At 59.3% G+C, this 22,830-nt stretch carries 19 protein-coding genes; 10 read left to right on the top strand and 9 right to left on the bottom strand.

Translation table 11 applies throughout. From position 1 onward, the window contains the following. Positions 1 to 338: 338 nt before the first annotated feature. The 3 genes from GPK89_RS10580 (at position 339) to GPK89_RS10590 (ending at position 1,562) form a co-directional block, all read left to right on the top strand. Positions 339 to 539, top strand: a complete 201-nt coding sequence (locus GPK89_RS10580; protein ID WP_215692959.1) for a hypothetical protein — start codon at positions 339 to 341, stop codon at positions 537 to 539. A gap of 64 nt (positions 540 to 603) precedes the next feature. Beyond that, on the top strand, positions 604 to 1,014 hold the full coding sequence (locus tag GPK89_RS10585) for a peptide deformylase (RefSeq protein ID WP_215692961.1): 411 nt from the start codon (positions 604 to 606) through the stop codon (positions 1,012 to 1,014). 299 nt (positions 1,015 to 1,313) lie between these two features. Then, the gene (locus tag GPK89_RS10590; protein ID WP_215692963.1) at positions 1,314 to 1,562 is read left to right on the top strand and encodes an AbrB/MazE/SpoVT family DNA-binding domain-containing protein; all 249 of its coding nucleotides are present in this window, start codon (positions 1,314 to 1,316) and stop codon (positions 1,560 to 1,562) included. Positions 1,563 to 1,679: 117 nt separating this feature from the next. Here the strand turns inward: GPK89_RS10590 and GPK89_RS10595 are convergent, their stop codons facing one another. Then, on the bottom strand, positions 1,680 to 2,378 hold the full coding sequence (locus GPK89_RS10595) for a helix-turn-helix domain-containing protein (RefSeq protein WP_215692965.1): 699 nt from the start codon (positions 2,376 to 2,378) through the stop codon (positions 1,680 to 1,682). 339 nt (positions 2,379 to 2,717) lie between these two features. Here GPK89_RS10595 and GPK89_RS10600 point away from each other — a divergent pair, with 339 nt between their 5' ends. Further along, positions 2,718 to 3,353, top strand: a complete 636-nt coding sequence (locus GPK89_RS10600) for a histidine phosphatase family protein (protein WP_215692967.1) — start codon at positions 2,718 to 2,720, stop codon at positions 3,351 to 3,353. A gap of 152 nt (positions 3,354 to 3,505) precedes the next feature. Here the strand turns inward: GPK89_RS10600 and GPK89_RS10605 are convergent, their stop codons facing one another. The 3 genes from GPK89_RS10605 to GPK89_RS10615 all read right to left on the bottom strand — a co-directional run bounded on the left by GPK89_RS10605 (position 3,506) and on the right by GPK89_RS10615 (position 7,135). Beyond that, positions 3,506 to 4,951, bottom strand: coding sequence for a DUF3048 C-terminal domain-containing protein (locus GPK89_RS10605; protein ID WP_215692969.1), 1,446 nt, complete (start codon positions 4,949 to 4,951; stop codon positions 3,506 to 3,508). Positions 4,952 to 5,019: 68 nt separating this feature from the next. After that, complete coding sequence (locus GPK89_RS10610) at positions 5,020 to 6,513, bottom strand: DUF3048 domain-containing protein (protein WP_215692971.1); 1,494 nt, start codon at positions 6,511 to 6,513, stop codon at positions 5,020 to 5,022. A 100-nt stretch (positions 6,514 to 6,613) separates the two neighbouring features. After that, entirely contained in the window at positions 6,614 to 7,135 is a 522-nt protein-coding gene (locus GPK89_RS10615; protein WP_215692973.1) for a hypothetical protein, read from the bottom strand. Positions 7,136 to 7,549: 414 nt separating this feature from the next. Here GPK89_RS10615 and GPK89_RS10620 point away from each other — a divergent pair, with 414 nt between their 5' ends. The 3 genes from GPK89_RS10620 to GPK89_RS10630 all read left to right on the top strand — a co-directional run bounded on the left by GPK89_RS10620 (position 7,550) and on the right by GPK89_RS10630 (position 11,835). Then, positions 7,550 to 9,640 carry a glutamine synthetase III gene (locus GPK89_RS10620; RefSeq protein ID WP_215692975.1) on the top strand — a complete coding sequence of 697 codons (2,091 nt, stop codon included), beginning with the start codon at positions 7,550 to 7,552 and terminating at the stop codon, positions 9,638 to 9,640. 234 nt (positions 9,641 to 9,874) lie between these two features. Further along, positions 9,875 to 11,185, top strand: a complete 1,311-nt coding sequence (locus GPK89_RS10625; RefSeq protein ID WP_215692976.1) for a glutamine synthetase family protein — start codon at positions 9,875 to 9,877, stop codon at positions 11,183 to 11,185. A gap of 77 nt (positions 11,186 to 11,262) precedes the next feature. Next, complete coding sequence (locus tag GPK89_RS10630) at positions 11,263 to 11,835, top strand: ANTAR domain-containing response regulator (protein ID WP_215692978.1); 573 nt, start codon at positions 11,263 to 11,265, stop codon at positions 11,833 to 11,835. Positions 11,836 to 12,080: 245 nt separating this feature from the next. Here the strand turns inward: GPK89_RS10630 and GPK89_RS10635 are convergent, their stop codons facing one another. Continuing rightward, complete coding sequence (locus GPK89_RS10635) at positions 12,081 to 13,427, bottom strand: MATE family efflux transporter (RefSeq protein WP_215692980.1); 1,347 nt, start codon at positions 13,425 to 13,427, stop codon at positions 12,081 to 12,083. Positions 13,428 to 13,526: 99 nt separating this feature from the next. Next, positions 13,527 to 13,985: a MarR family winged helix-turn-helix transcriptional regulator gene (locus GPK89_RS10640; RefSeq protein WP_215692982.1), complete on the bottom strand. Its 459-nt coding sequence runs from the start codon at positions 13,983 to 13,985 to the stop codon at positions 13,527 to 13,529. A 159-nt stretch (positions 13,986 to 14,144) separates the two neighbouring features. Between GPK89_RS10640 and GPK89_RS10645 the strand changes: the two genes are divergently transcribed. Beyond that, on the top strand, positions 14,145 to 15,134 hold the full coding sequence (locus tag GPK89_RS10645; protein ID WP_215692984.1) for an aldo/keto reductase: 990 nt from the start codon (positions 14,145 to 14,147) through the stop codon (positions 15,132 to 15,134). Positions 15,135 to 15,671: 537 nt separating this feature from the next. On the opposite strand, the gene pflA is transcribed toward GPK89_RS10645, so the two are convergent. The 3 genes from pflA to eno form a co-directional block, all read right to left on the bottom strand. Next, on the bottom strand, positions 15,672 to 16,433 hold the full coding sequence (gene pflA / locus GPK89_RS10650; RefSeq protein ID WP_215692986.1) for a pyruvate formate-lyase-activating protein: 762 nt from the start codon (positions 16,431 to 16,433) through the stop codon (positions 15,672 to 15,674). A 329-nt stretch (positions 16,434 to 16,762) separates the two neighbouring features. Next, a complete protein-coding gene (pflB, locus tag GPK89_RS10655) occupies positions 16,763 to 19,015 on the bottom strand; it encodes a formate C-acetyltransferase (RefSeq protein WP_215692988.1) in 2,253 nt (750 codons plus the stop codon). A gap of 224 nt (positions 19,016 to 19,239) precedes the next feature. Next, positions 19,240 to 20,535: a phosphopyruvate hydratase gene (eno, locus tag GPK89_RS10660; RefSeq protein ID WP_215692990.1), complete on the bottom strand. Its 1,296-nt coding sequence runs from the start codon at positions 20,533 to 20,535 to the stop codon at positions 19,240 to 19,242. Between the two features lie 501 nt (positions 20,536 to 21,036). Here eno and GPK89_RS16625 point away from each other — a divergent pair. Both GPK89_RS16625 and GPK89_RS10670 read left to right on the top strand, forming a co-directional pair. Beyond that, on the top strand, positions 21,037 to 22,050 hold the full coding sequence (locus tag GPK89_RS16625) for an HD domain-containing phosphohydrolase (protein WP_215692992.1): 1,014 nt from the start codon (positions 21,037 to 21,039) through the stop codon (positions 22,048 to 22,050). 321 nt (positions 22,051 to 22,371) lie between these two features. Further along, the gene (locus GPK89_RS10670; protein ID WP_215692994.1) at positions 22,372 to 22,638 is read left to right on the top strand and encodes a DUF6110 family protein; all 267 of its coding nucleotides are present in this window, start codon (positions 22,372 to 22,374) and stop codon (positions 22,636 to 22,638) included. Positions 22,639 to 22,830: the final 192 nt, after the last annotated feature.

Here is a 22,830-nt window from a genome sequence, read left to right on the forward strand (position 1 = left end):
GGAATTGATTATCGTAGGTTTCCAAACCCACGTTCAAGGTTCCACAAGTTTCAGTTTTGTTCAATTTTCAAGGTCCTGCTGTGCTGTCGCGTCTCCGTGACAGCTTGTATATTATAGCCTGTCCAACCAAAAATGTCAATAGGGTTTTTAAAAGTTTTTTAATTTTTTTGAAGGCTGTGTGGTCACGCACAATTCTTTACAAAACACTTACACGTTTCCCCTTGATGTGACAAAGCTTATGGTGTATACTATAAGCATAAGAACGGTTCTTTCCCACTATATCTTGTGCCAGTTATTCCCATTCTGTTGCCTGATCTGCCGAAAGGAGCGTGTTCTCTATGCTGCCTTGTCAAAAAGGCTGTCATGCCTATTGCCCCGGTTGCCACAAGTCCTGCCCGCATTTCCGCGCGATGCAAGAGGCCCAGCGCCGCGACCTGGCTCGCAAGAAGGAGTACTTACGCCGCGCTGATGAATCCTGCCGCACCGTGCTGCACCAATGCCGCGCGGCGGGCGGGTATCTGGGGCCGCTGCCCTATTGAGCTTTACAGCGTACTCTGCCTGCGGTATACTACTATAAAATAGCACACGCAGGAGGTTTCCCCCATGGTTCGACCGCTTATGACCAATACCGTTTTCCTGGCGCAGAAGGCCCAGCCCGCTGACGCCGGGGATGTTGCTGTTGCCGATGATTTGCTCGACACGCTGAAAGCCCACGAGGACGGCTGTGTCGGCATGGCCGCCAACATGATTGGCGTGAACAAAGCCATCATCGTGTTCGACAACGACGGCACACCCCTTGAAATGTTCAACCCGGTCATCCTCTACCGCAAGGGGCTGTACCTGGCTGAGGAAGGCTGCCTGTCCCTGCAAGGGCAGCGCAAGACCAAGCGCCACCGCACCATCAAAGTGCAGTGGCAGGACCGCACCATGCAGACCCACGTAAAGAATTTTACCGGCTGGACGGCGCAAATCATCCAGCACGAGGTCGACCACTGCAACGGCATTCTTGTATAATAAGGTAAGGCGATGCGCTTTTCGGAGCGCATCGCCTTTTGTTATCTCCTATCCAATTTAACAAATATCCTGTCTGTGTCAAATTTGTTACAAAACGCATTGACTGCGCAACAAACGCTATTGCCTATTCGTGTGGATAACAAAAATTCACGAAATATCCTCATTTTTGTTTTCTTCCAAATATTGACAATGTTTCCAATAGCTCGTATAATAGAGACAACAAGTCCGACTGTACGACAGGAACGGACACCGTTTTTCGGCATTTGTTATGTCGAAACGTAAAATAGGAGGTTAGAAAGATGATTTCTACCGGCATCGTCCGCAGTATTGACAACCTGGGGCGCGTGGTATTACCCAAGGAGCTGCGCAACACCTACAGCATCACGCCCGACACCCCGCTGGAGATTTTCACCGATGGGGAATCCATTGTGCTGCGCAAGTACCGTGCCCAAGGCGCCTGTGTATTCTGCGGCGAGATTTCGCCCGACGCAGTTTTGCTGCACGGGAAGTATATTTGCCCGGCCTGCCGCAAGGCACTGGGGAAATAAGGCCTCGATAAAAAGTAAAGCAGGGCATCCGCGTTGGATGCTCTGCTTATTTTTTGTGTCCGTTTTGTTGGCGGGCGAGCCATGTTCGCCTCCTACATTTTCTATGAGGCAACGGCTTCATTCTCCCTTTTTCAGCCCGCGCATAGATTCCTCGGCGTTTTTGACGAGGTTGAACAGGCTGGTGGCGTGGCGTGGGTAGTCCCGGGCCAGCTGGTCGGTGCTCAGGGCCAGGGTGGCAGGTTCCAGGCTGTCCTTCGTGCCGTCCTCGCCGGTCAGGGTGGCCGCCAGGTCGCCCTCGGCCATGTGCATGGCGGCGTCGGCGCTGCTGTTCCAGCGGGCCGAGCCGACGCGGAACATACCACTGATATTTTTCGGCGATGCCTCGTACATCTGGCGGAACATCTTGTAGACAGCCAGCATCAGGTAGTTGCTGACGCCCACGACCAGCTGCTTGTCCTTGCTCTCCTGCAGTTTATCGTAGAGGATATCTAACGAATTTTCGATCAATTTTTTGTACATTGTGGGCAGGACACTGCCTCGGTAGACGCTGCCGCCGGTGGCGGTGTTGCCCTCGGGCAGGTCGTCCACGTTGATGGTCTGGCCGCTGCGCTCGGCACTGCGGCCCAGCAGGTAGTCACAGCTGACGTCGTAGTAGTCCGCCACCTGCACCACGAAGGCCAGGCCGCACTCGCGGATGCCTTTTTCATAATGGGAAAGCTGAGCCTGGCTGATGCCAAGGTCCTGCGCCGCCTGCTTTTGGGTGATGCCGCGCTCTTTGCGCAGCAGCGTGATGATCCGATTAAATTCGATCCCCATGATCTATCCTGTTCCGGGGCATTGCCGGCTTGCACCGGGCCGCAGTATGCCCCTGCTATGTTTTCTACACGCTGTATATTATAGCGGGTGGAAAACGCTTTGTAAACCCGAAAATTCGACAGATTTTTCGCTGAAAAAGCCGTCAAAGCGCCGAAGTGCAGGACTTTTCCCACATCTAGTCATTATACAGCGAGTACAGCTATAAATATTGTGGGCAAATTTTGGCAGTTGGGCGCAGCCGGCGTCGGCTGTAACCAAATTGTAACATTTTATAGTTGCGCAGGACACGATTTTAGGGTATGCTGATAGGTAGACATTTACGAAAGTGAGAGCTGCATAGTGAAATATTACAAACTGCATTTGATCCGTCACGGCCTGACGGCGGGCAATTTACAGGGGCTGTACATTGGCAGCGGCAGCGACCTGCCTCTGTGCGATGAGGGCCGCGCCCAGCTGAAAACGCTGGTGAAGGATTTTGATTACCCCCAGGTGCCGCTGGTGTTCACCAGTCCGATGAGGCGCGCCACCGAGACGGCGGAGATTTTGTTCCCGGGCGTGCGGCAGATCGAGCTGGACGACCTGCGCGAGATGGCCTTTGGCAAGTTTGAGGGCCGTGCCGTGCAGGAGTTGGTAAAGGACCCGGAGTTTGCCCAGTGGATGGACCCGACGAGCCGCACGGTGCCTGAAGGTGCCGAGGACCGGCAGATGTTTTTCAACCGCACGTCCTCGATGCTGATGAAGATGTTTGAGTACATGCTGCGCACCCATACCGAGGAGGCCGCCTGTGTGACCCACGGCGGCGTTATCATGAATATGCTGTCCCAGCACGCGCTGCCTTTCCGCAAGCCGGAGGAGTGGATGACCGACCCGGGCGCGGGGTACAGTGTGCGGCTGGACGCCGAAATGTGGATGCGTGATCATCTGGCCGAGGCGTACGACGTCGTACCTCACGGGTATCTGGACGGGATGGAATAATGCGGGGTTTTGTTCCTTCTTTACAAAGAAGGAAGCAGAAATTCCAAACAAAAAAGCACCTGCTTATGGTAAGCAGGTGCTTTTTTATTGCAGGGGGCGGCGTCCTCGACGCCCCGCGGGCGGATGCAGGCATCCGCCCCTGCAAGTCGTTTTTATTCTGCCGGGTTCTCGGACTCGGATCCCGATTCTGCCGGTTGTTCTTCCTCGGGGGCCGGGGTTTCCTCCGGTGCGGCGGCGTCGAGGATAGCCTGATTGTCAGCGATGGTCTGATTCAGCTCGTCGATTTTGGCCTGAACAGCGTCGCGGGCAGCCAACAGGTCGGCATTCTCACTGTCGGCATCGCAGGCAGCCTGAGCCTCCTGCAATTCGTCCAGCGCGTCGGCCAGATCAGCCTTGGCCTGATCCACGGCAGCCTGTGCGTCGATGATCCGCTGTGCCGCGCTCAGTTCTTCCTCGGCGGCTGCGGCAGCCTCATCGGAGACACCGCTTTCCAGCAGAATGGGCTTTTCCGGCAGAGTCTGCTCGCTGCCGTCGGCGGCGGTCAGGGTCAGGCCCTGACCGTAGTAGCCGCCCCAGATAGCGATAAAGCTCTTGCCGGGGGCCACAGTCAGCGGCGCACCGTCGGCATCCGTCAGAGTGAACGGCCCGGTGGCATCCTCTTTCGTCCAGTTGATCTGCTCCCACGCGCCGCCCTGCAAGTACAGGCCGGTGCCGCCGGTCATATCGTACTGGCGGGTGTAGCCGTCGTCCTTGATGCCGCTGGACGCGTAGAGCACGAACACGTTGGTAAAGCCCACCTGTTGGCCGTTGTCGGCGTCGGTCATCGGGCTGCCGTCTGCGTTCAGCTTCTCATACAGGCCGGTGCCGGTGTTGTAGTTCAGCTGTTCGCTGTCGGTCTTGGAAAAGGTAACGGTCAGGTTCATGCCGTTGCGGTTCTCGGGGCTGACTTCGGGCCGGGTGCCAAAGCGGAACAGCGGCGTGTTGTCGCCCTCAGCCGATGCGCCGTAGTTCGTCAGGCCGGTGCGGATCAACTCACCGGTGGTATACCAGCAGTTTTCCTCGCGGTAGCCTGCGTCCTGGCGGCCCTGGTCAAAGGCGAAGGCTGCCTTGCCGATGTGGTAGCCATCCAGGTCCTGATAGCCCAGCGTGTTCAGCAGGTTGGAGGCGTAAATGTTCTTGTCGATGGACACCGGCACAGCGTTCAGCGGCAGGGCCACCTGCAAAAACAGGTCGCGCCCCGCCCCGACCGGGCCGACTTTGCTGATGCTGTCCACATCGGCAAAAATAGCGGTCAGTCCTGCGGTGCTGCCCTCGGTCACGCCCTCGACCAGCACATCCGCGGAGGCAACGCCCCACTGAGGCTGTGCGCCGTCCAGCGTGCGCAGCGTCACGGCCACCGGGCGCTTGCCGGTGTAGTCGCCGTCGTCCAGGCCGGTCAGCGGGTTGGTGCTGGGAGCCGGGGCGGGTTCCGCCGTGGCTTCGGGGGCGGCGGTGGCCGCCTGTTCAGGCGTGGCAGGCACAGCCGTCTGGCTGCAGCCGCCCAGCAACAGTGCGGCCAGCAAAGCCGCCGCGCCGCCCAATGCCTGCAATTTTCTCATACAAAACCTCTTTCACAAAAACAACGCGGCCCGCCGCCGGGCGAGCCACGTTGTCGGGTTAGACCTGTTTAGCCTACGTTGTTTTCCTCTGCGGGGGCCTCAGTGTTCTCCACGGGGGTTTCCTCAGCCGGGGCCTCTTCGGCGGGTGCCTCTTCCACAGGGGCTTCCTCCTGGGCAGGGGTCTCGTTCGCGGTGGTCTCCTGGGCGGGTGCCTCGGTGACGGTCTCAGCCTCGCCGCTGCCGGTGGCAGCTGCAGTCAGGTCGTCGGTGGAAGAGCCCAGCGTCTCACCGGCCTTGGCGTCGTCCTCGACGTAGCTGCGCTCGTAAGTGACGGTGGTAGCGCTGGACAGGTCCACACCATCCAGGCTGCTGTGGACAAAGTTCTCGGCAAAGTCAACGTCGGTCACGGCCACATAGCTCTTGCCGGTGTTGATCTCCAGCGGGGTATCGCTGCAGGTGCCGTCCTCGTTCAGGTAGTACAGGCGCAGAGCCTCCAGCGGGGTGCCCTTCTGCCAGTAGATCTTCTCGCACTTGCCGCCGTAGCAGTAGTAGCCAACGCCGCCCCAGGCGTACTCAGCATACTGCAGATCCTTGGCCTCGTGGCCGGGGTAAACGTGGATATCGGTGTAGAGCACGATGACGTTGGGGAAGGTCAGCACCTGGTTGTCGGCAGCCTCGTCGACGGTATCGCGCCACTGACCGTCGGAGTAGTTCTGCTGCATCTTGTACTGGTTGGTGCTCTCGTCGTAGATGAAGCGGGTCTTGTAGGACTGGCTGTGGACGATCTCGATATACTGACCGTCGGAGACGACCGGGCCGTACTTATCGCTGTAAGCGCTGTCCAGGCTGTTGGACAGGTCGCGGGTGGTGCCCAGGCGGTAGTCCACAAAGTTGAAGAAGGTGGAATTGTAGGTGCGGTTCATATCCACGTTCTGGCTGGTGATATAATTCGCGATGTTGTCGGAGTTCGTGTACATCGTGTGCTCCAGCGCCAGCGTGCCGGCGTTGTAGCTCTTGCCGGCCCAGTTCACGCGGCCATAGTCGCGGTAGCCGTTGGCGCCGTCGTTGTTGTTCAGCTTGCCGTAATCGTAGTCGATGCCGTACTGCTGCATGACGACGGACTGGCCTTCATGGATATACAGTGCCTGCCAGGGCAGGATGAGACGGAAGAACTGGTCACGGCCGGAACGGACCGGGCCAATTTCGCCGATGGTCTTATAATCGGTAAAGACCGGCATAAAGCGGGTGATGCCGCCCTCGACCTTGATTTCAAACAGGATGTCGGCTTTGGACAGGCCGCGCTGGGGGCGGGCCGCCACGATGTTGTTGACCATGACCGCCGTGATGCGCTGGCCTTCGGGGTAGTCGGCCCCCTTCGGCTCGCCGGTCAGGACGTTGGCCTCATAGGGGGGCAGTTCGGTGGGCGCGGGGGTCGCCTCGACCTGGGCAGGGGTGCTGCCCGGGTTGGTGGCTGCAGAGGAGGTATCGTCGCTCTTTTTGCAGGCTGCCAGCAGCACAGTCAGGGAGAGCAGCGTCGCGATCACAAGCAGAAGACGTTTCATTCCATAGCTCCTTTTCGGGTTTCCGTATCGGTTTAGTAGTTATTTCTTATTGTATCCGTTTTGGGGGCATTTGTAAAGGTAGGCGGGGAGATTTTACAAATTAAAAATTCCTGCCTTCCCCTTTGGGGGCAGGCTCTTCCCCCCGCGTCTTGAGCCAGTATTCTCCCATGCTGCTGCCGGGTTTGCCGGTGCATTCATCGTGGAGGTAGTCGGCCAGGCCGCAGGTAGCCGGGTCCCAGGCGAGGGCCTGGGCTTCGGTTTCGTACTCGACCTCGGCATACCAGAAGGCGGTGGGCAGGTCGGGATCCACGCAGTTGACTTCCAGCGTCAGCCCGCCGGGCAGCCGATAGCCGCGGCGCTCCTTGTGGATGAGCGGCTTACCTATTAAATGTTCGAGCTTGGCGAACAGTTCGGCATTGATTTCCGTTTCGATTTCCTCCCGGCTCAAACCGCCCGCACCTTTAAAGCAGAGCACCAGCGCCGTGCGCCCGCCCTGCAAAGCCTCGCGCCGGATGCGCACCGTGGGCCGCACGCTGATGTAGCCTTGATCCATTTTATACACTTCGGTCTGTTCCAGCCCTTCCGGCCAGCCAACGACCATCCATTTGCGTTCGATTTCCATGTTGATCCTTGCCTCCCCTGTAGGGGCCGGACATGTCCGGCCCTCAACCTATCCGTTATCGCTGCAATGCCGTACAGCAGCGGGCCGGGCATGCCCGGCCCCTACGGCGCTGCGCGTAGGGGCGGATTCCATATCCACCCGCAAAGTTCCCGCTGCCATAAGGTCCACGGGAGGGATGAATCCCTCCCCTGCTATCTTTTATACCTTATCTGAAATTATACCACATTCCGTCCGCCGCACGCACCTCACAATCCTGCCAGTTTTCCACAAAAAATTTCGCCTTTCTTTCGTCAAATTGCCACTTGCATTTTGCGGGCTTACCCCGTATAATAGAGGCATAACAGCAAGGGCGCTGCGAATGTGTTTTCGCAGCGTCCTTTTTCTGTAAATAGAGGAAATAAAGGAGTAAGAAGTATGGCAGCAACCGTTATGGAACTTTACGGCAGCAAAGTCTTCAACGAGCATGAGATGCGCGAGCGTCTGCCTAGCTCGACCTACAAGAGTCTGAAAGCGACGATTGAAAAGGGTCAGCCGCTTGACCTTGAGGTCGCCAATGTCGTGGCCAGCGTCATGAAGCGCTGGGCCATTGAGCAGGGCGCGACCCATTACACCCACTGGTTCCAGCCCCTGACCGGCATCACCAGTGAGAAGCACGACGGCTTTGTCAGCCCCCAGCCGGACGGCACTGCCATCATGGAGTTCTCCGGCAAAGAGCTGATCAAGGGCGAGCCGGATGCTTCTTCCTTCCCCTCTGGCGGCCTGCGCGCCACCGCCGAGGCCCGCGGCTATACCGCCTGGGATCCCACCAGCTACGCTTTCGTGAAAGACGACACGCTCTGCATTCCCACAGCGTTCTGCTCCTACACCGGCGAGGCTCTGGACAAAAAGACCCCGCTGCTGCGCTCGATGCAGGCCATCTCCGACCAGGCCTGCAAGGTGCTGCATCTGTTCGGCAAGGATGTTGACCGCGTGGCCACCACCGTCGGCCCCGAGCAGGAGTACTTCCTTATTAAGAAGGAAGACTACGAGAAGCGCCTTGACCTGGTGCTCTGCGGCCGCACGCTGTTCGGTTCCGCCCCCTCCAAGGGCCAGGAACTGGAGGAGCACTACTTCGGCACCATCCGCCCCATCGTCTCCGGCTTTATGAAGGAGTTGGACGAGGAGCTGTGGAAGCTGGGCATCCCCGCCAAGACCAAGCACAATGAGGTTGCCCCCTGTCAGCATGAGCTGGCCCCCATCTACGACACCACCAACGTCGCCATCGATCACAACCTGCTGACGATGGAGATGATGAAGAAGATTGCCGACAAGCACGGCCTGGTCTGTCTGCAGCACGAGAAGCCTTTCGAGGGCGTCAACGGCAGCGGTAAGCACAACAACTGGTCCATCAGCACCAAGCACGAGAACCTGCTGGATCCCGGCGACACCCCGATGGAGAACCTGCAGTTCATGGTGTTCCTGACCGCGGTCATCAAGGCTGTTGACGACTACGCCGACCTGCTGCGCACCTCCGTCGCCACCCCGGGCAACGACCACCGCCTGGGTGCTAACGAGGCACCCCCGGCCATCATCTCTATCTTCGTCGGTGAGGAGCTGGAAGCTGTCATTGATGCCATCTGCACCGACTCCCCCTATGCGGGCCCGATCAAGATGAAGATGGATCTGGGTGTTGACGTCCTGCCCAAGTTCAGCAAGGATACCACCGACCGCAACCGTACTTCTCCGTTCGCTTTCACCGGCAACAAGTTTGAGTTCCGTATGCCCGGCTCTGCCGAGAACCTGTCCGACGCGAACACCATCCTGAACACCGCCGTGGCCAAGAGCCTGAAGGAGTTCGTGGCCGAGACCGCCGACGCCGCCGATTTTGAGTGCGCTGCCGCCGCCTGGGTCAAGAAAACGCTGAACGCCCACCGCCGCGTCATCTTCAACGGCAACGGCTACAGCGATGCGTGGGAGCAGGAGGCTGAGCGCCGCGGCCTGCCGAACCGCAAGTGCACCCCCGATGCTATGATTGCCCTGAAGGACGACAAGAACATCGCCCTGATGGAGGAGTTCGGCGTCCTGACCAAGACCGAGATGCTGAGCCGCTACGAGGTCGAGATGGAGCATTACTCCAAGATCCTCAACATCGAGGCCCGCACGATGCTCAAGATCGCCAACAAGCAGCTGATCCCCGCCGCCACCGCTTACATGGGGGAGGTCGCATCCAGCGCTGCTGCCAAGACCGCCGCAGTCGAGGGTATCTCCACCAAGGCCGAGACGAAGGTCCTGACCCGCCTGAGCAAGTACACTGACGAAATGTCCGACGCTGCCGATACCCTGACCGAAGTCACCGACAAGGTCAGCGCCATGGACGACGAGGCCGCCAAGGCACACGCCTTCCACGACGAGGTCATTCCCGCTATGGACGCCCTGCGTGCCGCCGCCGACGAGGCCGAGAGCCTGGTCGACGAGGACTACTGGCCGCTGCCCTGCTACTCTCGTATGCTGTTCTATACGGAGTAATTTAACCGTCACCCTCATGTTGTAGGGGTCGATGCCAGGCATCGGCCCGCACCCCCGCGGGCGGATGGCAAGCATCCGCCCCTACGACCAATCGCGGTTCCTACCGCATTTTACAATCGCCATTCTCCTTTTCCTATTTCTTACACCAGCTCGGAAGGCCCGCCTCGCACAAGGTGGGCCTTTCGAGTATGTGTGGCTTCCCCCTTGGGGGAAGGCTTTTACAGGAGGTTCCCTATGAAACGCACCGCACAGGACATTCTCAATTTTGTTGAGGACAACGACGTCAAGTTTGCCAAACTGACGTTCTGCGATATCTTCGGCAACCAGAAAAATGTCTCCCTCTTCGCCAGTGAGCTGCCCCGCGCTTTTGCCGAGGGCGTCAGCTTCGACGGCTCGTCCATCGCCGGGTTCATGAACGTGGAAGAGAGCGACCTGGTGCTCTGGCCCGACCCTGACACCGCCACCGTGCTGCCCTGGCGGCCTACCGAGGGCCGCGTCATCCGTATGTACTGCGATATCACGCTGCCCAACGGCAAACCGTTCGAGGGCAACTGCCGCGGCTACCTGCAATCCGTCGTCAAGCGCGCCCGCGCCATGGGCCTGACCTGCAATGTGGGCTGCGAGTGCGAGTTCTATCTGTTTGAGACGGACGAGAACGGCAACCCCACCCGCATCCCGCTGGATATGGGCGGCTATTTTGACATTCCGCCGCTGGACAAGGGCGAGAACATCCGCCGGGAGATCTGCTTTGCCATCGAGGAAATGGGCCTGCATCCCGAGCACAGCCACCACGAGAGCGGCCACGGCCAGAACGAGGTCTGCTTCCGCTACACCACGGCGCTGAAATCCGCCGATAATCTGAATACTTTCAAGAGCACGGTCAAAGCCATTGCGGCCCGCAACGGCCTGTTTGCCAGCTTTATGCCCAAGCCCCTTGCCAACCAGCCGGGCAGCGGCCTCCACGTCAATGTCTCGCTGCTGCGGGACGGCAAGAACCTGTTTGACGGTGATTTCACCCCCGACAGCGAGGCCGGGCATTTTGTGGCGGGCATCCTTGCCCACGCACGGGAGCTGACGGCCTTCTGCAACCCGGTTCCCAACTCCTACGCGCGGCTGGGTGCCAACGAGGCCCCGCTCTACGTGAGCTGGAGCCGCCAGAACCGCAGCCAGCTGGTGCGGCTGCCCAGCGCCCACGGCGAGTTCTGCCGCGTGGAGCTGCGCGGCCCGGACCCTGCGGGCAACCCGTATCTGGTCATCGGGCTGATTCTGGCAGCCGGCCTGGACGGCATCCAGCGCAAGCTGCCCCTGCCTGAGGCCGTGAACCGCAACCTGTTCCACCCCAGCGCTGCTGCCGGTCTGGAAAGTCTGCCCCACACCCTGCGCGAGGCCATCACCGTAGCAGGCCAGAGCGAGTTTATCAGCGCCGAGCTGCCGGTCGCGCTGCAAAATAAATACTTTGAGTACCAGACCCAGCTCTGCCACGACGCCGAATCCGCTCCCGACACCGACAGCTGGGAAAGAGCGCATAGCTTCCTGATTATTTGACCCTGCGACCCACCCGGAAATTTTCCGCCGCCCGCACACGGCAGGCACAAAAATTTATCAGGAAGGGAGGGCGGCCCATGGCCAAAGCATTGATCGTTTCGGCCGGGAACAACGCCAATGAATATTTAGCGCGGCATATCGGGGAACTGGGCTACACCCGCCCCACGATCGTTGCCAGCGGCGGTGAGGCACGCCGCCGCATGGACACAAACGACTATGAGGTCATCATCATCAATACGCCCCTGCCTGACGAGTTCGGCCATGAGCTGGGCACCGACGCGGTGCAAAAGACCGACGCCGGCGTCATTCTGCTGGCCAAGACCGGCACTGCCGAGCAGATCGCCGACAAATTGCAGGATTTCGGCGTGCTGGTGCTGGGCAAGCCGTTCACGGCGATCCAGTTCCGGCAGGCCGTACAGATCGCCGCCAGCAACTACAAGCGTTTGGCCGTGCTGCGCACCGAGAACGCCAAGCTGCTGGATAAGATCGCCCAGCTGCGGCTCGTTGACCGCGCAAAGTGCTATCTGATCGAGAAAAAGGGCATGACCGAGACCGAGGCCCACCGCCTCATCGAGAAGGGCGCGATGGATACCCGCCGCAGCCGCGGCGAGGTCGCGCAGGAGATTTTGGAGGCAGAAGAGGAAGAGTAACGCCTCAAGCCTTCCCCCTTCGGGGGAAGGTGGCCGAAGGCCGGATGAGGGGCGAGTTTGCCGCTATTGAGCCGCAAAAGGGCAAAAAGGCAAGCTCGCCCCTCATCAGTCCGCTTACGCGGACAGCTTCAGTCTCCGCGCTAAGAGCCGCCTCCGGCGGTTGCGCTTCGACACGCGCCTGCGGGCGCAGTCCCGAGGGGGAAGCCTTTTGGCGTAAAAAAGAGGACGCTTTCGCGTCCTCTTTTTTACATATACCCATATTTCCGGCGTCCCCACACAATAAACCCCGCCGTACACACCAGCGCCATGGCCTCGGCGGCCACGACAGCCAGCCAGATGCCGTCCACACCGATGAGGAGCGGCAGGGTCAAAATCGACACGATCTGGAACAGCAGCGTGCGCAAAAAGCTGATGGCCGCCGACACCGCGCCGTTGTTCAGCGCCGTGAAGAACGCCGAGCCGAAAATGTTGAACCCGGACAGAATAAAGCTGATGGAATACAGCTTCATGCCGTGTATCGTCAGCGCCAGCAGGCCCGCATCGTAGCCGACAAAGATTTTTGCCAAGGGGCCTGCCAGCAGCTCACTGGAAGCCAGCATCGCCACCCCGGCCACCGCAATGATGCCCGCACTTTTGCGCAGCAGGTTTTTCAGTTCGTCCTTATTGTCCGCGCCAAAGTGGTAGCTGACGATGGGCGCACAGCCCTGCGCATAGCCGATGAACACCGCCGCGAACACAAAGCCCACATACATAAGCACGCCGTAGGCCGCAACGCCGTCCGCGCCAAACAGCTTGAGCAGCTGGATGTTATACAGCGCGCTGACCAGCGACATGGAGATGTTCGTCATCAGCTCGCTCGCGCCGTTTGTGCAGGCCTTGAACAGCTCCCGCAGACTGAACAGCGGCTTGGTGAAATATAAGCGGCAGCCGGGGCGTCGCTTGATAAAGTAGAAGATGGGGGCCACGCCGCCGACCATCTGGCTGATGACGGTAGCCGCCGCCGCGCCGGCCAGGCCCAGCCCCGCCACACCTACAAGGACGAAGTCCAGCACCATGTTGGTCGCGCCCGCCGCCACCGTGAAGAACAGGCCCAGCTTGGGCTTTTCCGCGGCAATAAAGAAGCTCTGGAACAGGTATTGCAGCATGAACGCCGTCTGGAACGTCAGCAGAATGCGGCCATACAGCAGACAGCTGGGCAGCAGCTCCGGTGTTGCGCCCAGCAGCAGGGCCACAGGCTCCAACAGCGCAAGGCCGAAAGCGCTGAACAGCACACCCAGCACGGCGGTTGCCACCACCAGCATACTGAACAGCCGGTTTGCGCGCTTCTCATCGCCGGTGCCCAGCGTCATGGCAACAAGGGCGCTGCCGCCCGTGCCGATCATAAAGCCGAGGCAGCCCAGCATCTGAAGATACGGGTAGATGAGGTTCAGCGCTGTAAACGCCGTTTTACCCGCATAGTTCGAGACAAAGAAGCCATCCACGATGGTGTAGATGGAGGTAAAGATCATCATGATAATGGGCGATGCCGTGAATTTCAGCAGCCGCCCGGTGGTAAAGTGGTCGGATAGTTGGATCCGGTTTGATTTTGACATAAATGCTCCTGTTTTTACGGTAAACACGCTTGTAGGGGCGACCATTGGTCGTCTCAACAAGCGTTTTTCGACAGCCTGCGGGCCGGGCATACCCGGCCCCTACCGCGCAATTTTTTCAAACTCCTGCCGTAAGCATTCCAGATACCGCTGGGTCAGTCGGCAGTTCTGCTCGACCTCAGCAAGACCCTGACGGGTCATGGCCTGCTGCTCGGCTGCGATGACCGGCTCCACCGTGCGCTCGGCCAGGGCACGCCCCTCGTCCGTCAGGGTCACGATCTTACCGCTGTGCGCGCCATTTCCCGGGCAAAGCTCCACCAGCCCCTTTTTCACCATGGCGGCAACGGCAGAGTTCAGCGTCTGCTTGGGCTGCCCCCACTCTGCCGCCATACGGTTCTGGGTCTGCGGCTCATGCGTAGTGCGCAGCGCATACAGCACCCAGAACGCTGCGTCCGACAGGCCGCACCGCTGCGCCACCGCGTGGTACAGGGCGTTGCACTCATTGAACTGGCGGTTCGTTATTTCAAGCAGATCATATACCTGCCGCTGTTTCTCCTGCATAGGGCGCCTCTTTTCAAAATCCGATTTCGGATTTTTATTATAATCCGAAATCAGATTTATGTCAAGCCTACAAATTTTAACGCAGTTTTTTGTACACCTTTGCCATTGTGTGTCCGTTTTTCTGCTTTTATAATAGGAGTATAAAAGGGGGTTTTTACCATGTATCAGGCATCCCAGAACCGTTACTGTGTCCTGCCCTACCGCCGCTGCGGCGATAGCGGCCTGCTGCTGCCCGCCGTCTCGCTGGGGCTGTGGCATAATTTTGGCGACACGGCACCCTACGAAAATATGCGCGCGCTCTGCCGCACGGCGTTCGACAACGGCATCACCCATTTTGACCTTGCCAACAACTACGGCCCCGAGCCGGGCGCGGCCGAGCGGAATTTCGGTAAAATTCTGCGGGACGACCTCGGCGTCTACCGCGACGAGCTGATCATCTCCACCAAAGCCGGGTTCGAGATGTGGGACGGCCCCTACGGCAACTGGGGCAGCCGCAAGTACCTGTTGGCCAGCCTTGACCAAAGCCTGCGCCGCATGGGGCTGGACTATGTGGACATTTTCTACCACCACCGTATGGATCCGAACACCCCGCTGGAAGAGACAATGGGTGCGCTGGCACAGGCCGTGCGCAGCGGCAAAGCGCTGTATGTGGGCCTGTCCAACTACGACGGCCCGACACTGGAAAAGGCAGCGGCCATTCTGGACGAGCTGCACGTGCCGTTCGTCATCAACCAGAACCGCTATTCGATTTTCGACCGCACGGTGGAAAACAATGGGCTGAAAGAGACCGCCGCGAAGCTGCACAAGGGCATCATCACCTTCAGCCCGCTGGCGCAGGGCTTGCTGACGAACCGCTACCTGGACGGCATCCCGGCCGACAGCCGCGTACACACCGACGGGCGTTTTTTGAAGGAGAAGGACATCACGCCGGAGAAAATCGCAAAGATCCGCGCGTTGAATGAGATCGCCGCCGCCCGCGGCCAGACCCTGGCCGAAATGGCGCTGGCCTGGCTGCTGGGCCACGAGGAGATCACGACCGTTTTGATCGGCGCGTCCAAGACGCAGCAGATTTTGGATAACATCAAGGCCGTGCAGAACATGAAGTTTACAACCGAAGAATTGGCGGAAATCGACAGGATCAGCAAATAGAAAACGGCTTCCCCATGGGGGGAAGCCGTTTTTGTTGTAGGGTGGCCAGTCCTCTGGCCGCCGTGGCCGTTTGCGGCGGCGGGAAGTGCCCGGGAGGGATGAATCCCTCCCCTACAATGCGAACCGCAAAAAGGGATTTGGCGCAAGCTTGCGGGCCGGGCATGCCCGGCCCCTACAGGGCCGTCTCCTTTCCTTGCCCGCGTTCGCGGGCGGGGTCATCGGAACAACCGCTGTACGCGGTTGTTTTTTATTGTTGCGCCCTCTAAGGGGGTGCACCAATAAAAAATCCCCCATCGTCCGGAGCAGAGAACGATGAGGGCAAAACGCAATAAGCAGACCGCTAAAAAGGCGCAGAGCAAAACGCCAAAACGGAGGCGCAGCCTGTTATTGGCAGGAACCGTACCGGAGAGGCAAACAGCCGGTTGACGGTTCGAGGTTGGTTATGGTTAGCAGTTCCTAACCACGAGTATACTTTACCATATGGAAGCGCTGGTGTCAAGGGTTTTTCAAAAATAATTCCCACTATTTTTGTAGAAATTAGTTTTTCGGGGCATCGGGGTAATCCTGTACGTGCAGCAGCTGCTCCGCCGCAGCGATTTCCTCCGCCGTGGGCACGCGCACGCCGTCCAGCGGATAGGGAATCCCCAAATTCTGCCACTTGAACAGCCCCAGCGTGTGGTAGGGCAGAATTTCCACCCGGCGCACGGTGGGCAGCGCCTTGATAAACGCATCCAGCTGGCGCAGGCCGTCGGCATCGTCTGTCAGGCCGGGTACCAGCACATGGCGTATCCAGAGGTCAACGCCCCTGGCCGCCACATACTGCGCCATGGCCAGGATGTTTTTGTTGCTGTGGCCGGTCAGCTTCTTGTGCTTTTCGTCGTCAATTTCTTTTAAGTCGAGAATCACAAGGTCGGTGTTTTCCAGCAGTTTATCAAAGCGAGCCATCCACTCTGCGTCGTCAGGCGCAAAGGGCTGGGCGCTGGTGTCCAGCGCGGTCTGCACCTTTTTGGCGTGGGCCAGGCGGAACACCTCGCTGACAAAATCCATCTGCAGCAGCGGCTCGCCGCCGCTGATCGTCAGGCCGCCGTTGCTGCGCCAGTAGTTGCGGTAGCGGTAGGCGGCAGTAAAGGTCTCCTGCGGGGTCTTGGCGGTATCTTTGGTAAAGGCCCATGTCTCGGGGTTATGGCAGTATTGGCAGCGCATGGCGCACCCCTGCAAGAAGATGATATACCGCACGCCGGGACCATCGACCAGGCCGAAGGTCTCAACGGAATGGATGTAGCCTAAGGTTTCGGACATAAAGTGTGCCTCCGTTTATTGGGAAAATGAATTGGTAGGGGGCGGCGTCCTCGACGCCCCGCGGCTGCCGCACACGTCCCGGGAGGGATAAATTCCTCCCCTACGCATTCCTTTTGCGGGCGCTTGTAGGGCGGCCAGCCCTCTGGCCGCCGCGGAGGGGTCAAGACCCCTCCCTACAATGCAATTTGAAAAGGGGTGCTGTAAAACGTGAACGGGTAGCTTGCGTAAACCTGCGGGCCGGGCATGCCCGGCCCCTACCGGGTGGTATAACACAGTATACCACAAAAAGGCCCGCAGCCGCAGCTGCGGGCCTTTTTCAGCGCAGGAAATTACAGGACCTTATGGCAGGTACGCGCAATAACATCCAGCTGCTGCTCCTTGGTCAGGTCGATGAACTTGACCGCGTAGCCGGAAACACGGATGGTGAAGTTGGCGTACTCCTCCTTCTCGGGGTGCTCCATGGCGTCCAGCAGCTTCTCGGTGCCAAAGACGTTGACGTTCAGGTGGTGGGCACCCTGGTCAAAGTAGCCGTCCATGACCTGCACCAGGTTGTTCACACGCTCGCCCTCGCTGTGGCCCAGGGCATCAGGGTTGATGGTCTGGGTGTTGGAGATGCCGTCCAGCGCCCAGTGGTAGGGCAGCTTGGCAACGGAGTTGAGGGACGCCAGCAGGCCGTGGGTCTCGGCGCCGTAACTCGGGTTGCCGCCGGGGGCAAACGGAGTGTACGCCTTGCGGCCGTCGGGCATAGCACCGGTGGCCTTGCCGTAGACAACATTGGAGGTGATAGTCAGGATCGAGGTGGTAGCCTCGGAGTTGCGGTAGGTGTGGCGGCGCTTGATCTTTTCGAGGAAGCTGCGCAGCAGCTCGACGGCGATATCGTCGGCGCGGTCATCATCGTTGCCGTACTTCGGGAAGTCGCCCTCGATCTCGTAATCGGTGACGAGGCCCTGCTCATTGCGGATGCACTTGACCTTGGCGTACTTGATGGCGGACAGAGAATCGACCACATGGCTGAAGCCGGCGATACCGGTCGCGAAGGTGCGGCGGACCTCGGTGTCGATCAGGGCCATCTCGGCAGCCTCATAGTAGTACTTGTCGTGCATATACTGGATGAGGTTCAGGATGTTGACGTACAGGCCAGCCAGCCAGTCCATCATGACATCGTACTTGGCCATGACCTCATTGTAGTCGAGATACTCAGCGGTGATGGGCGCGTAAGCGGGGCCGACCTGCTCGCCGAGTTTCTCATCGACGCCGCCGTTGATGGCATACAGCAGGCACTTGGCAAGGTTCGCGCGGGCGCCGAAGAACTGCATCTCCTTGCCGGTCTGGGTGGCGGAAACGCAGCAGCAGATGGAATAGTCATCGCCCCAGACAGGCTTCATGACATCATCGTTCTCATACTGGACACTGGAGGTGTCGATGGAGATCTTGGACGCATAATCCTTGAAGGTCTTGGGCAGGGCGCTGGAGTACAGCACCGTCATGTTCGGCTCGGGGGCGGGGCCCATGTTCTCGAGGGTGTGCAGGAAGCGGAAGTCGTTCTTCGTGACCATGGAGCGGCCATCCATGCCGATGCCGCCGACCTCGAGGGTCGCCCAGACGGGGTCGCCGCTGAACAGCTGGTTGTAGCTGGGGATGCGGGCGAACTTGACCATACGGAACTTCATGACCATATGGTCGATCAGCTCCTGCGCCTCGGTCTCGGTCAGGGTGCCGTTGTCGAGGTCGCGCTGGATGTAGATATCCAGGAAGGTGGACACGCGGCCGACGGACATAGCCGCGCCGTTCTGGGTCTTGATGGCGGCCAGATAGCCGAAGTACAGCCACTGGACAGCCTCCTTGGCGTTGGCAGCAGGCTGGGAGATGTCGAAGCCGTAGGCGGCAGCCATCTCCTTCATGCCTTTCAGGGCAGAAATCTGCATTGCAATTTCTTCGCGCTGGCGGACGACCTCCTCGGTCATCGTGCCGTCGCCGCAGTTGGCAAAGTCGTTCTGCTTGGCCTTGATGAGGTAATCGATGCCGTACAGGGCTACGCGGCGGTAGTCGCCGACGATACGGCCGCGGCCGTAGGTGTCGGGCAGACCGGTGACGATGTGGCTGTGGCGTGCCTTCTTCATCTCGGGGGTGTAGGCATCAAACACAGCCTGGTTATGGGTGCGGGTGTACTTGGTGAAAATCTCGTGCAGCTTTTCGCTGGGCTGGTAGCCGTAGGTCGTGCAGGCCTGCTCCGCCATCTTGATGCCGCCGTAGGGCATGAAGGCGCGCTTTAGGGGCTTGTCGGTCTGCAGGCCGACGACCTTTTCCAGATCCTTCAGCTCGGGGTCGATATAGCCGGGGCCGTAGGCGGTCAGACCGGAGACGACTTCGGTCTCCATGTCCAGAACGCCGCCCTTGGCGCGCTCGGCCTTCTGCAATTTCTGCAGAGCGCCCCACAGCTTGTTGGTAGCGTCGGTCGGGCCGGCGAGGAAGCTCTCATCGCCGTCATAAGGGGTGTAGTTCTTCTGGATGAAGTCACGGGTGTTGACTTCCTCTTTCCAAATGCGGCCTTCAAAGCCTTCCCACTGTTTGAAATCTGTCATTATGCACCTCTTTTAAGTTATGGACAGCCGGGTTTTCCCACCCAGCAAAGATACTATACCAAAAAATCAGGGTTTGCGTATGTTGTCTCGGCAACATTACAGAAATTTTACAAAGCTTCTTGCGCCAAAAACGCGCGATCTTTTCTACAAATGCGGTAGGGGCGGGGCTCTGCTCCGCCCCTACCGCACGCTTTTTGTCGAGCCCGAAGATTTTTCCCTGTTATTTACTTTTTAATATTAAACGCCCCAAATCCCGGGTACTGCGCAGCGCCGCCAAGCTCTTCCTCGATGCGGAGCAGCTGGTTGTACTTGGCAACGCGCTCACTGCGGCTGGGGGCACCGGTCTTGATCTGGCAGGTGTTCAGCGCAACGGCCAGGTCGGCAATGGTGGTGTCCTCGGTCTCGCCGGAGCGGTGGGACGCAATGGCGGTGTAACCGGCCTTGTGGGCCATCTTGATGGCCTCCAGCGTCTCAGAGACAGAACCGATCTGGTTCAGCTTGATGAGGATGGAGTTGCCGCAGCCCAGGCTAATTCCCTTGGACAGGCGCTCGGTGTTGGTGACAAACAAGTCGTCGCCAACCAGCTGCACCTTGCCGCCCAGCTCCTTGGTCATGTGCTGCCAGCCTTCCCAGTCCTCCTCGTCGAGGCCGTCCTCGATGGAGTAGATCGGATACTTCTCGACCAGCTGCTTCCAGTGCTCGACCAGTTCCTCGCTGGTAAAGACCTTACCGCACTTGGGCAGCTTGTACTCGCCCTTCTTACTGCCCTTCCACTCGCTGGAGGCGGCATCCATAGCCAGGACGAAGTCCTTGCCGGGCACGTAACCGGCCTTCTCGATAGCCTCGAGGATATACTGGATGGCCTCCTCGTCGCTGGCCAAATCAGGCGCAAAGCCGCCCTCGTCACCGACGGAGGTAGCCAAGCCCTTGCTCTTCAGCAGTGCCTGCAAGGCGTGGAACACCTCGGTGCACCAGCGCAGGTCCTCTTTGAAGCTGGGGGCACCGGCGGGCATGATCATGAATTCCTGCACATCCACGGTGTTGGCCGCGTGTGCGCCGCCGTTCAAAATGTTCATCATGGGCACAGGCAGCTTATTGCCGGACACGCCGCCCAGGAAGCGGTACAGGGGCACATCCAGAGAGATGGCGGCTGCGCGGGCCGCGGCGATGGAGACGGCCAGGATGGCGTTTGCGCCGAGGTTGGACTTATCCTTGGTGCCGTCGGCTTTCAGCATAGCGGCATCGACGGCGTAGATGTCAGCGGCGTCCATGCCGACAAGGGCCTCGTTGATGGTGGTGTTGATGTTCTCCACGGCCTTGCTGACGCCCTTGCCTCCGAAACGGCTCTTATCGCCGTCGCGCAGCTCCAGGGCCTCAAATTCGCCGGTGGAAGCGCCGCTGGGGGCAGCGCCGCGGCCGATGGTGCCGTCCGCCAGCCAAACCTCGGCCTCAACGGTGGGGTTGCCGCGGGAGTCGATGATCTCGCGGCCAATGACTTTCTCAATTTCCAGATAGCTCATGATGCAAAGTCCTTTCTCTATAAAATACTTTTTACAGTATGCCCGGAAGGGGACAAAGCGATACCATTTGGTTAGCTACTTCTAACCAGCCATAAGATAGCATAGACTAACCGTATTTGTCAAGGGGTATAAAAAAACAGCCGTCCGGCACATCAGACAGCTGAAACCGATAGTAAATTTGGCACAGCGAACATTTTGCCCTGTATCACGCTAGTTGTAGGGGCGGCGTCCCCTACGCCCCGCAAGTTGACACGCGGTTTCCTCAGAGATTGTAGGGCGGCCTGCCCTCATGCCGCCCCGGAGGGTTCAAGACCCCTCCCTACAATGGCAACAGATAAATGGGTAGCCGCCTCAAGGTCGCAGGCCGGGCATTGTATCACAACCACACTCTTTTTCCAAGGTGTTTGCCGCGCACTTGACAAATTTTGCGCCGCGCAGTAAGATAGTCTAAACTAACAGTTAATCCATACTAACCACAACCACTGGAAGGGAGACGCGGCTATGGCAAACCAGACACAGCGGCCGGACACCGCGCTGCACAATACAAGCCATCTGATGCAATATCATGACCTGATTGAGAGCATCGTCGCCGCCATGGACGCCCGCGATGCCTACACCGCCAAGCACTCCGACCGGGTAGCCGACATGGTACTGGTGCTGGCCACCGCCCTGGATTTGAGCGAGGATGAGACGACGCTCCTTCACATGGCCGCCCACCTGCACGATATCGGCAAGATTGCCGTGCCGGATTCCGTGCTGCGCAAGGCCGGGCCTTTGACCAACCCCGAGTGGGAGGAAATGCGCCGCCACCCCGTCACCGGGTATGAAATTCTGCGCAAGGTCGATGATTTCAAAGAGATTGCCGTGCTGGTGCGCCACCATCATGAGCGGTGGGACGGCCGCGGCTACCCCGACGGCCTGCGCGGCGCCGATATCCCGCTGGGGTCGCGCATTCTGGCGGTGGTGGATTCCATCGACGCCATGATGAGCAGCCGCAGTTACCGCCCGGCCATGACCAGCGCCGCCTGCCGCCGCGAAATTGAACGCAACAGCGGCATTATGTATGACCCCTGCGTGGCCGCCGCCGCGCTGGAGCATTGGGACGAGCTGGTCAGCCGCTATGCCGAGGCCGACACACCCCAGACGCCCTACTTTGACCGGATGCAGCTGGAGCACACCCGCCAGGCCCACGACTACCTGCTGACCCACCAAGGCAGCCGTATTACCCTGCCCGAGCTGGCCGCACGGTTCCATCTTTCCCAAAGCTCGCTGAAGATCTGCTTTAAGGCGCTATACGGCGTGCCGGTGGCCAGCTACCTGCGCGGGCTGCGCATGGACACCGCCGCCCAGCTTTTGCAGGAGAGCGACCTGCCGGTGGCCGAGATCGCGCACCGTGTCGGCTACGAGGACCCCAGCCGGTTTGCCGCGGCCTTCCGCCGCCACACCGGCCGCCGCCCCACAGAGCTGCGGCGGGTAGCGTGCCCGACGGTCCAGCGGCCCGCCAGCGGTGTGTAATCCACACATAAAATCCAATCTGCACATCACCCGTCTTTTTGGTCTAACTCAGTCATAACTAACTGTTGTAGAATTATACTTAAACCTTACAGGTTCGCCCTTTAGGGCACAATTTATATAAGACAACACCGCACAATTCCCGCCTGACGGCTTAAGCACCGCTCCGGCGGCTGCGGCACGGCATCTGCGTTGCCAAAATGCTCGATAAGACATCCAGTATTATCTGCGCTTTTGGCTTAGCAGCTGCCGCACCTCGCTCGCCGTATCGGCACTTAGAATTATGCGGTATTGCCATAACTTTTTGTAAAGGGGATTTGAACTATGAATTGGGCAAAGATTGGTTTGTTTGCAGGCGGCGCACTGTTTGGTTCCGCCGGTATTGAGCTCCTGACCAGCAAGGACGCGAAGAAGGTGTACACCCAGTGCACCGCCGCCGTGCTGCGCATGAAGGACCAGGTCATGAAGACCGCCACCAGCCTGCAGGAGAACTGCGGTGACATCCTGGCCGACGCCAAGGAGATCAACGAGCAGCGCGCCGCCGAGGATGACGCCGTTGTTGAGGACGCCGCCGACAAGGCCGCCGAGTAATTTTTGACAGATTACTGCAAATGCAGCCGACGCCATGTAGAGGCGGCATATAGGCCGCCCGCAACCACACGGCGGACGACTGCTAGCGGGTAGGCTGCGGGGCGCATATATGCGCCCCCTACACCTCTACTGCGTTTTAACGCTTGCTAAAAAAGCCTTCCCCACCTACCGGGGAAGCCTTTTTTATTTCTT

This window comes from Gemmiger formicilis (genome assembly GCF_018784445.1).
GTDB lineage: Bacteria > Bacillota > Clostridia > Oscillospirales > Ruminococcaceae > Gemmiger.

Excerpts from the sequence above, each read along its gene's own strand:
- GPK89_RS10580 (WP_215692959.1), top strand. The coding sequence starts at position 339 with ATGCTGCCTTGTCAAAAAGGCTGTCATGCCTATTGCCCCGGTTGCCAC.
- GPK89_RS10585 (WP_215692961.1), top strand. The coding sequence starts at position 604 with ATGGTTCGACCGCTTATGACCAATACCGTTTTCCTGGCGCAGAAGGCC.
- GPK89_RS10590 (WP_215692963.1), top strand. The coding sequence starts at position 1,314 with ATGATTTCTACCGGCATCGTCCGCAGTATTGACAACCTGGGGCGCGTG.
- GPK89_RS10595 (WP_215692965.1), bottom strand. The coding sequence starts at position 2,378 with ATGGGGATCGAATTTAATCGGATCATCACGCTGCTGCGCAAAGAGCGC.
- GPK89_RS10605 (WP_215692969.1), bottom strand. The coding sequence starts at position 4,951 with ATGAGAAAATTGCAGGCATTGGGCGGCGCGGCGGCTTTGCTGGCCGCA.
- GPK89_RS10610 (WP_215692971.1), bottom strand. The coding sequence starts at position 6,513 with ATGAAACGTCTTCTGCTTGTGATCGCGACGCTGCTCTCCCTGACTGTG.
- GPK89_RS10615 (WP_215692973.1), bottom strand. The coding sequence starts at position 7,135 with ATGGAAATCGAACGCAAATGGATGGTCGTTGGCTGGCCGGAAGGGCTG.
- GPK89_RS10620 (WP_215692975.1), top strand. The coding sequence starts at position 7,550 with ATGGCAGCAACCGTTATGGAACTTTACGGCAGCAAAGTCTTCAACGAG.
- GPK89_RS10625 (WP_215692976.1), top strand. The coding sequence starts at position 9,875 with ATGAAACGCACCGCACAGGACATTCTCAATTTTGTTGAGGACAACGAC.
- GPK89_RS10630 (WP_215692978.1), top strand. The coding sequence starts at position 11,263 with ATGGCCAAAGCATTGATCGTTTCGGCCGGGAACAACGCCAATGAATAT.
- GPK89_RS10635 (WP_215692980.1), bottom strand. The coding sequence starts at position 13,427 with ATGTCAAAATCAAACCGGATCCAACTATCCGACCACTTTACCACCGGG.
- GPK89_RS10640 (WP_215692982.1), bottom strand. The coding sequence starts at position 13,985 with ATGCAGGAGAAACAGCGGCAGGTATATGATCTGCTTGAAATAACGAAC.
- GPK89_RS10645 (WP_215692984.1), top strand. The coding sequence starts at position 14,145 with ATGTATCAGGCATCCCAGAACCGTTACTGTGTCCTGCCCTACCGCCGC.
- pflA (WP_215692986.1), bottom strand. The coding sequence starts at position 16,433 with ATGTCCGAAACCTTAGGCTACATCCATTCCGTTGAGACCTTCGGCCTG.
- pflB (WP_215692988.1), bottom strand. The coding sequence starts at position 19,015 with ATGACAGATTTCAAACAGTGGGAAGGCTTTGAAGGCCGCATTTGGAAA.
- eno (WP_215692990.1), bottom strand. The coding sequence starts at position 20,535 with ATGAGCTATCTGGAAATTGAGAAAGTCATTGGCCGCGAGATCATCGAC.
- GPK89_RS16625 (WP_215692992.1), top strand. The coding sequence starts at position 21,037 with ATGGCAAACCAGACACAGCGGCCGGACACCGCGCTGCACAATACAAGC.
- GPK89_RS10670 (WP_215692994.1), top strand. The coding sequence starts at position 22,372 with ATGAATTGGGCAAAGATTGGTTTGTTTGCAGGCGGCGCACTGTTTGGT.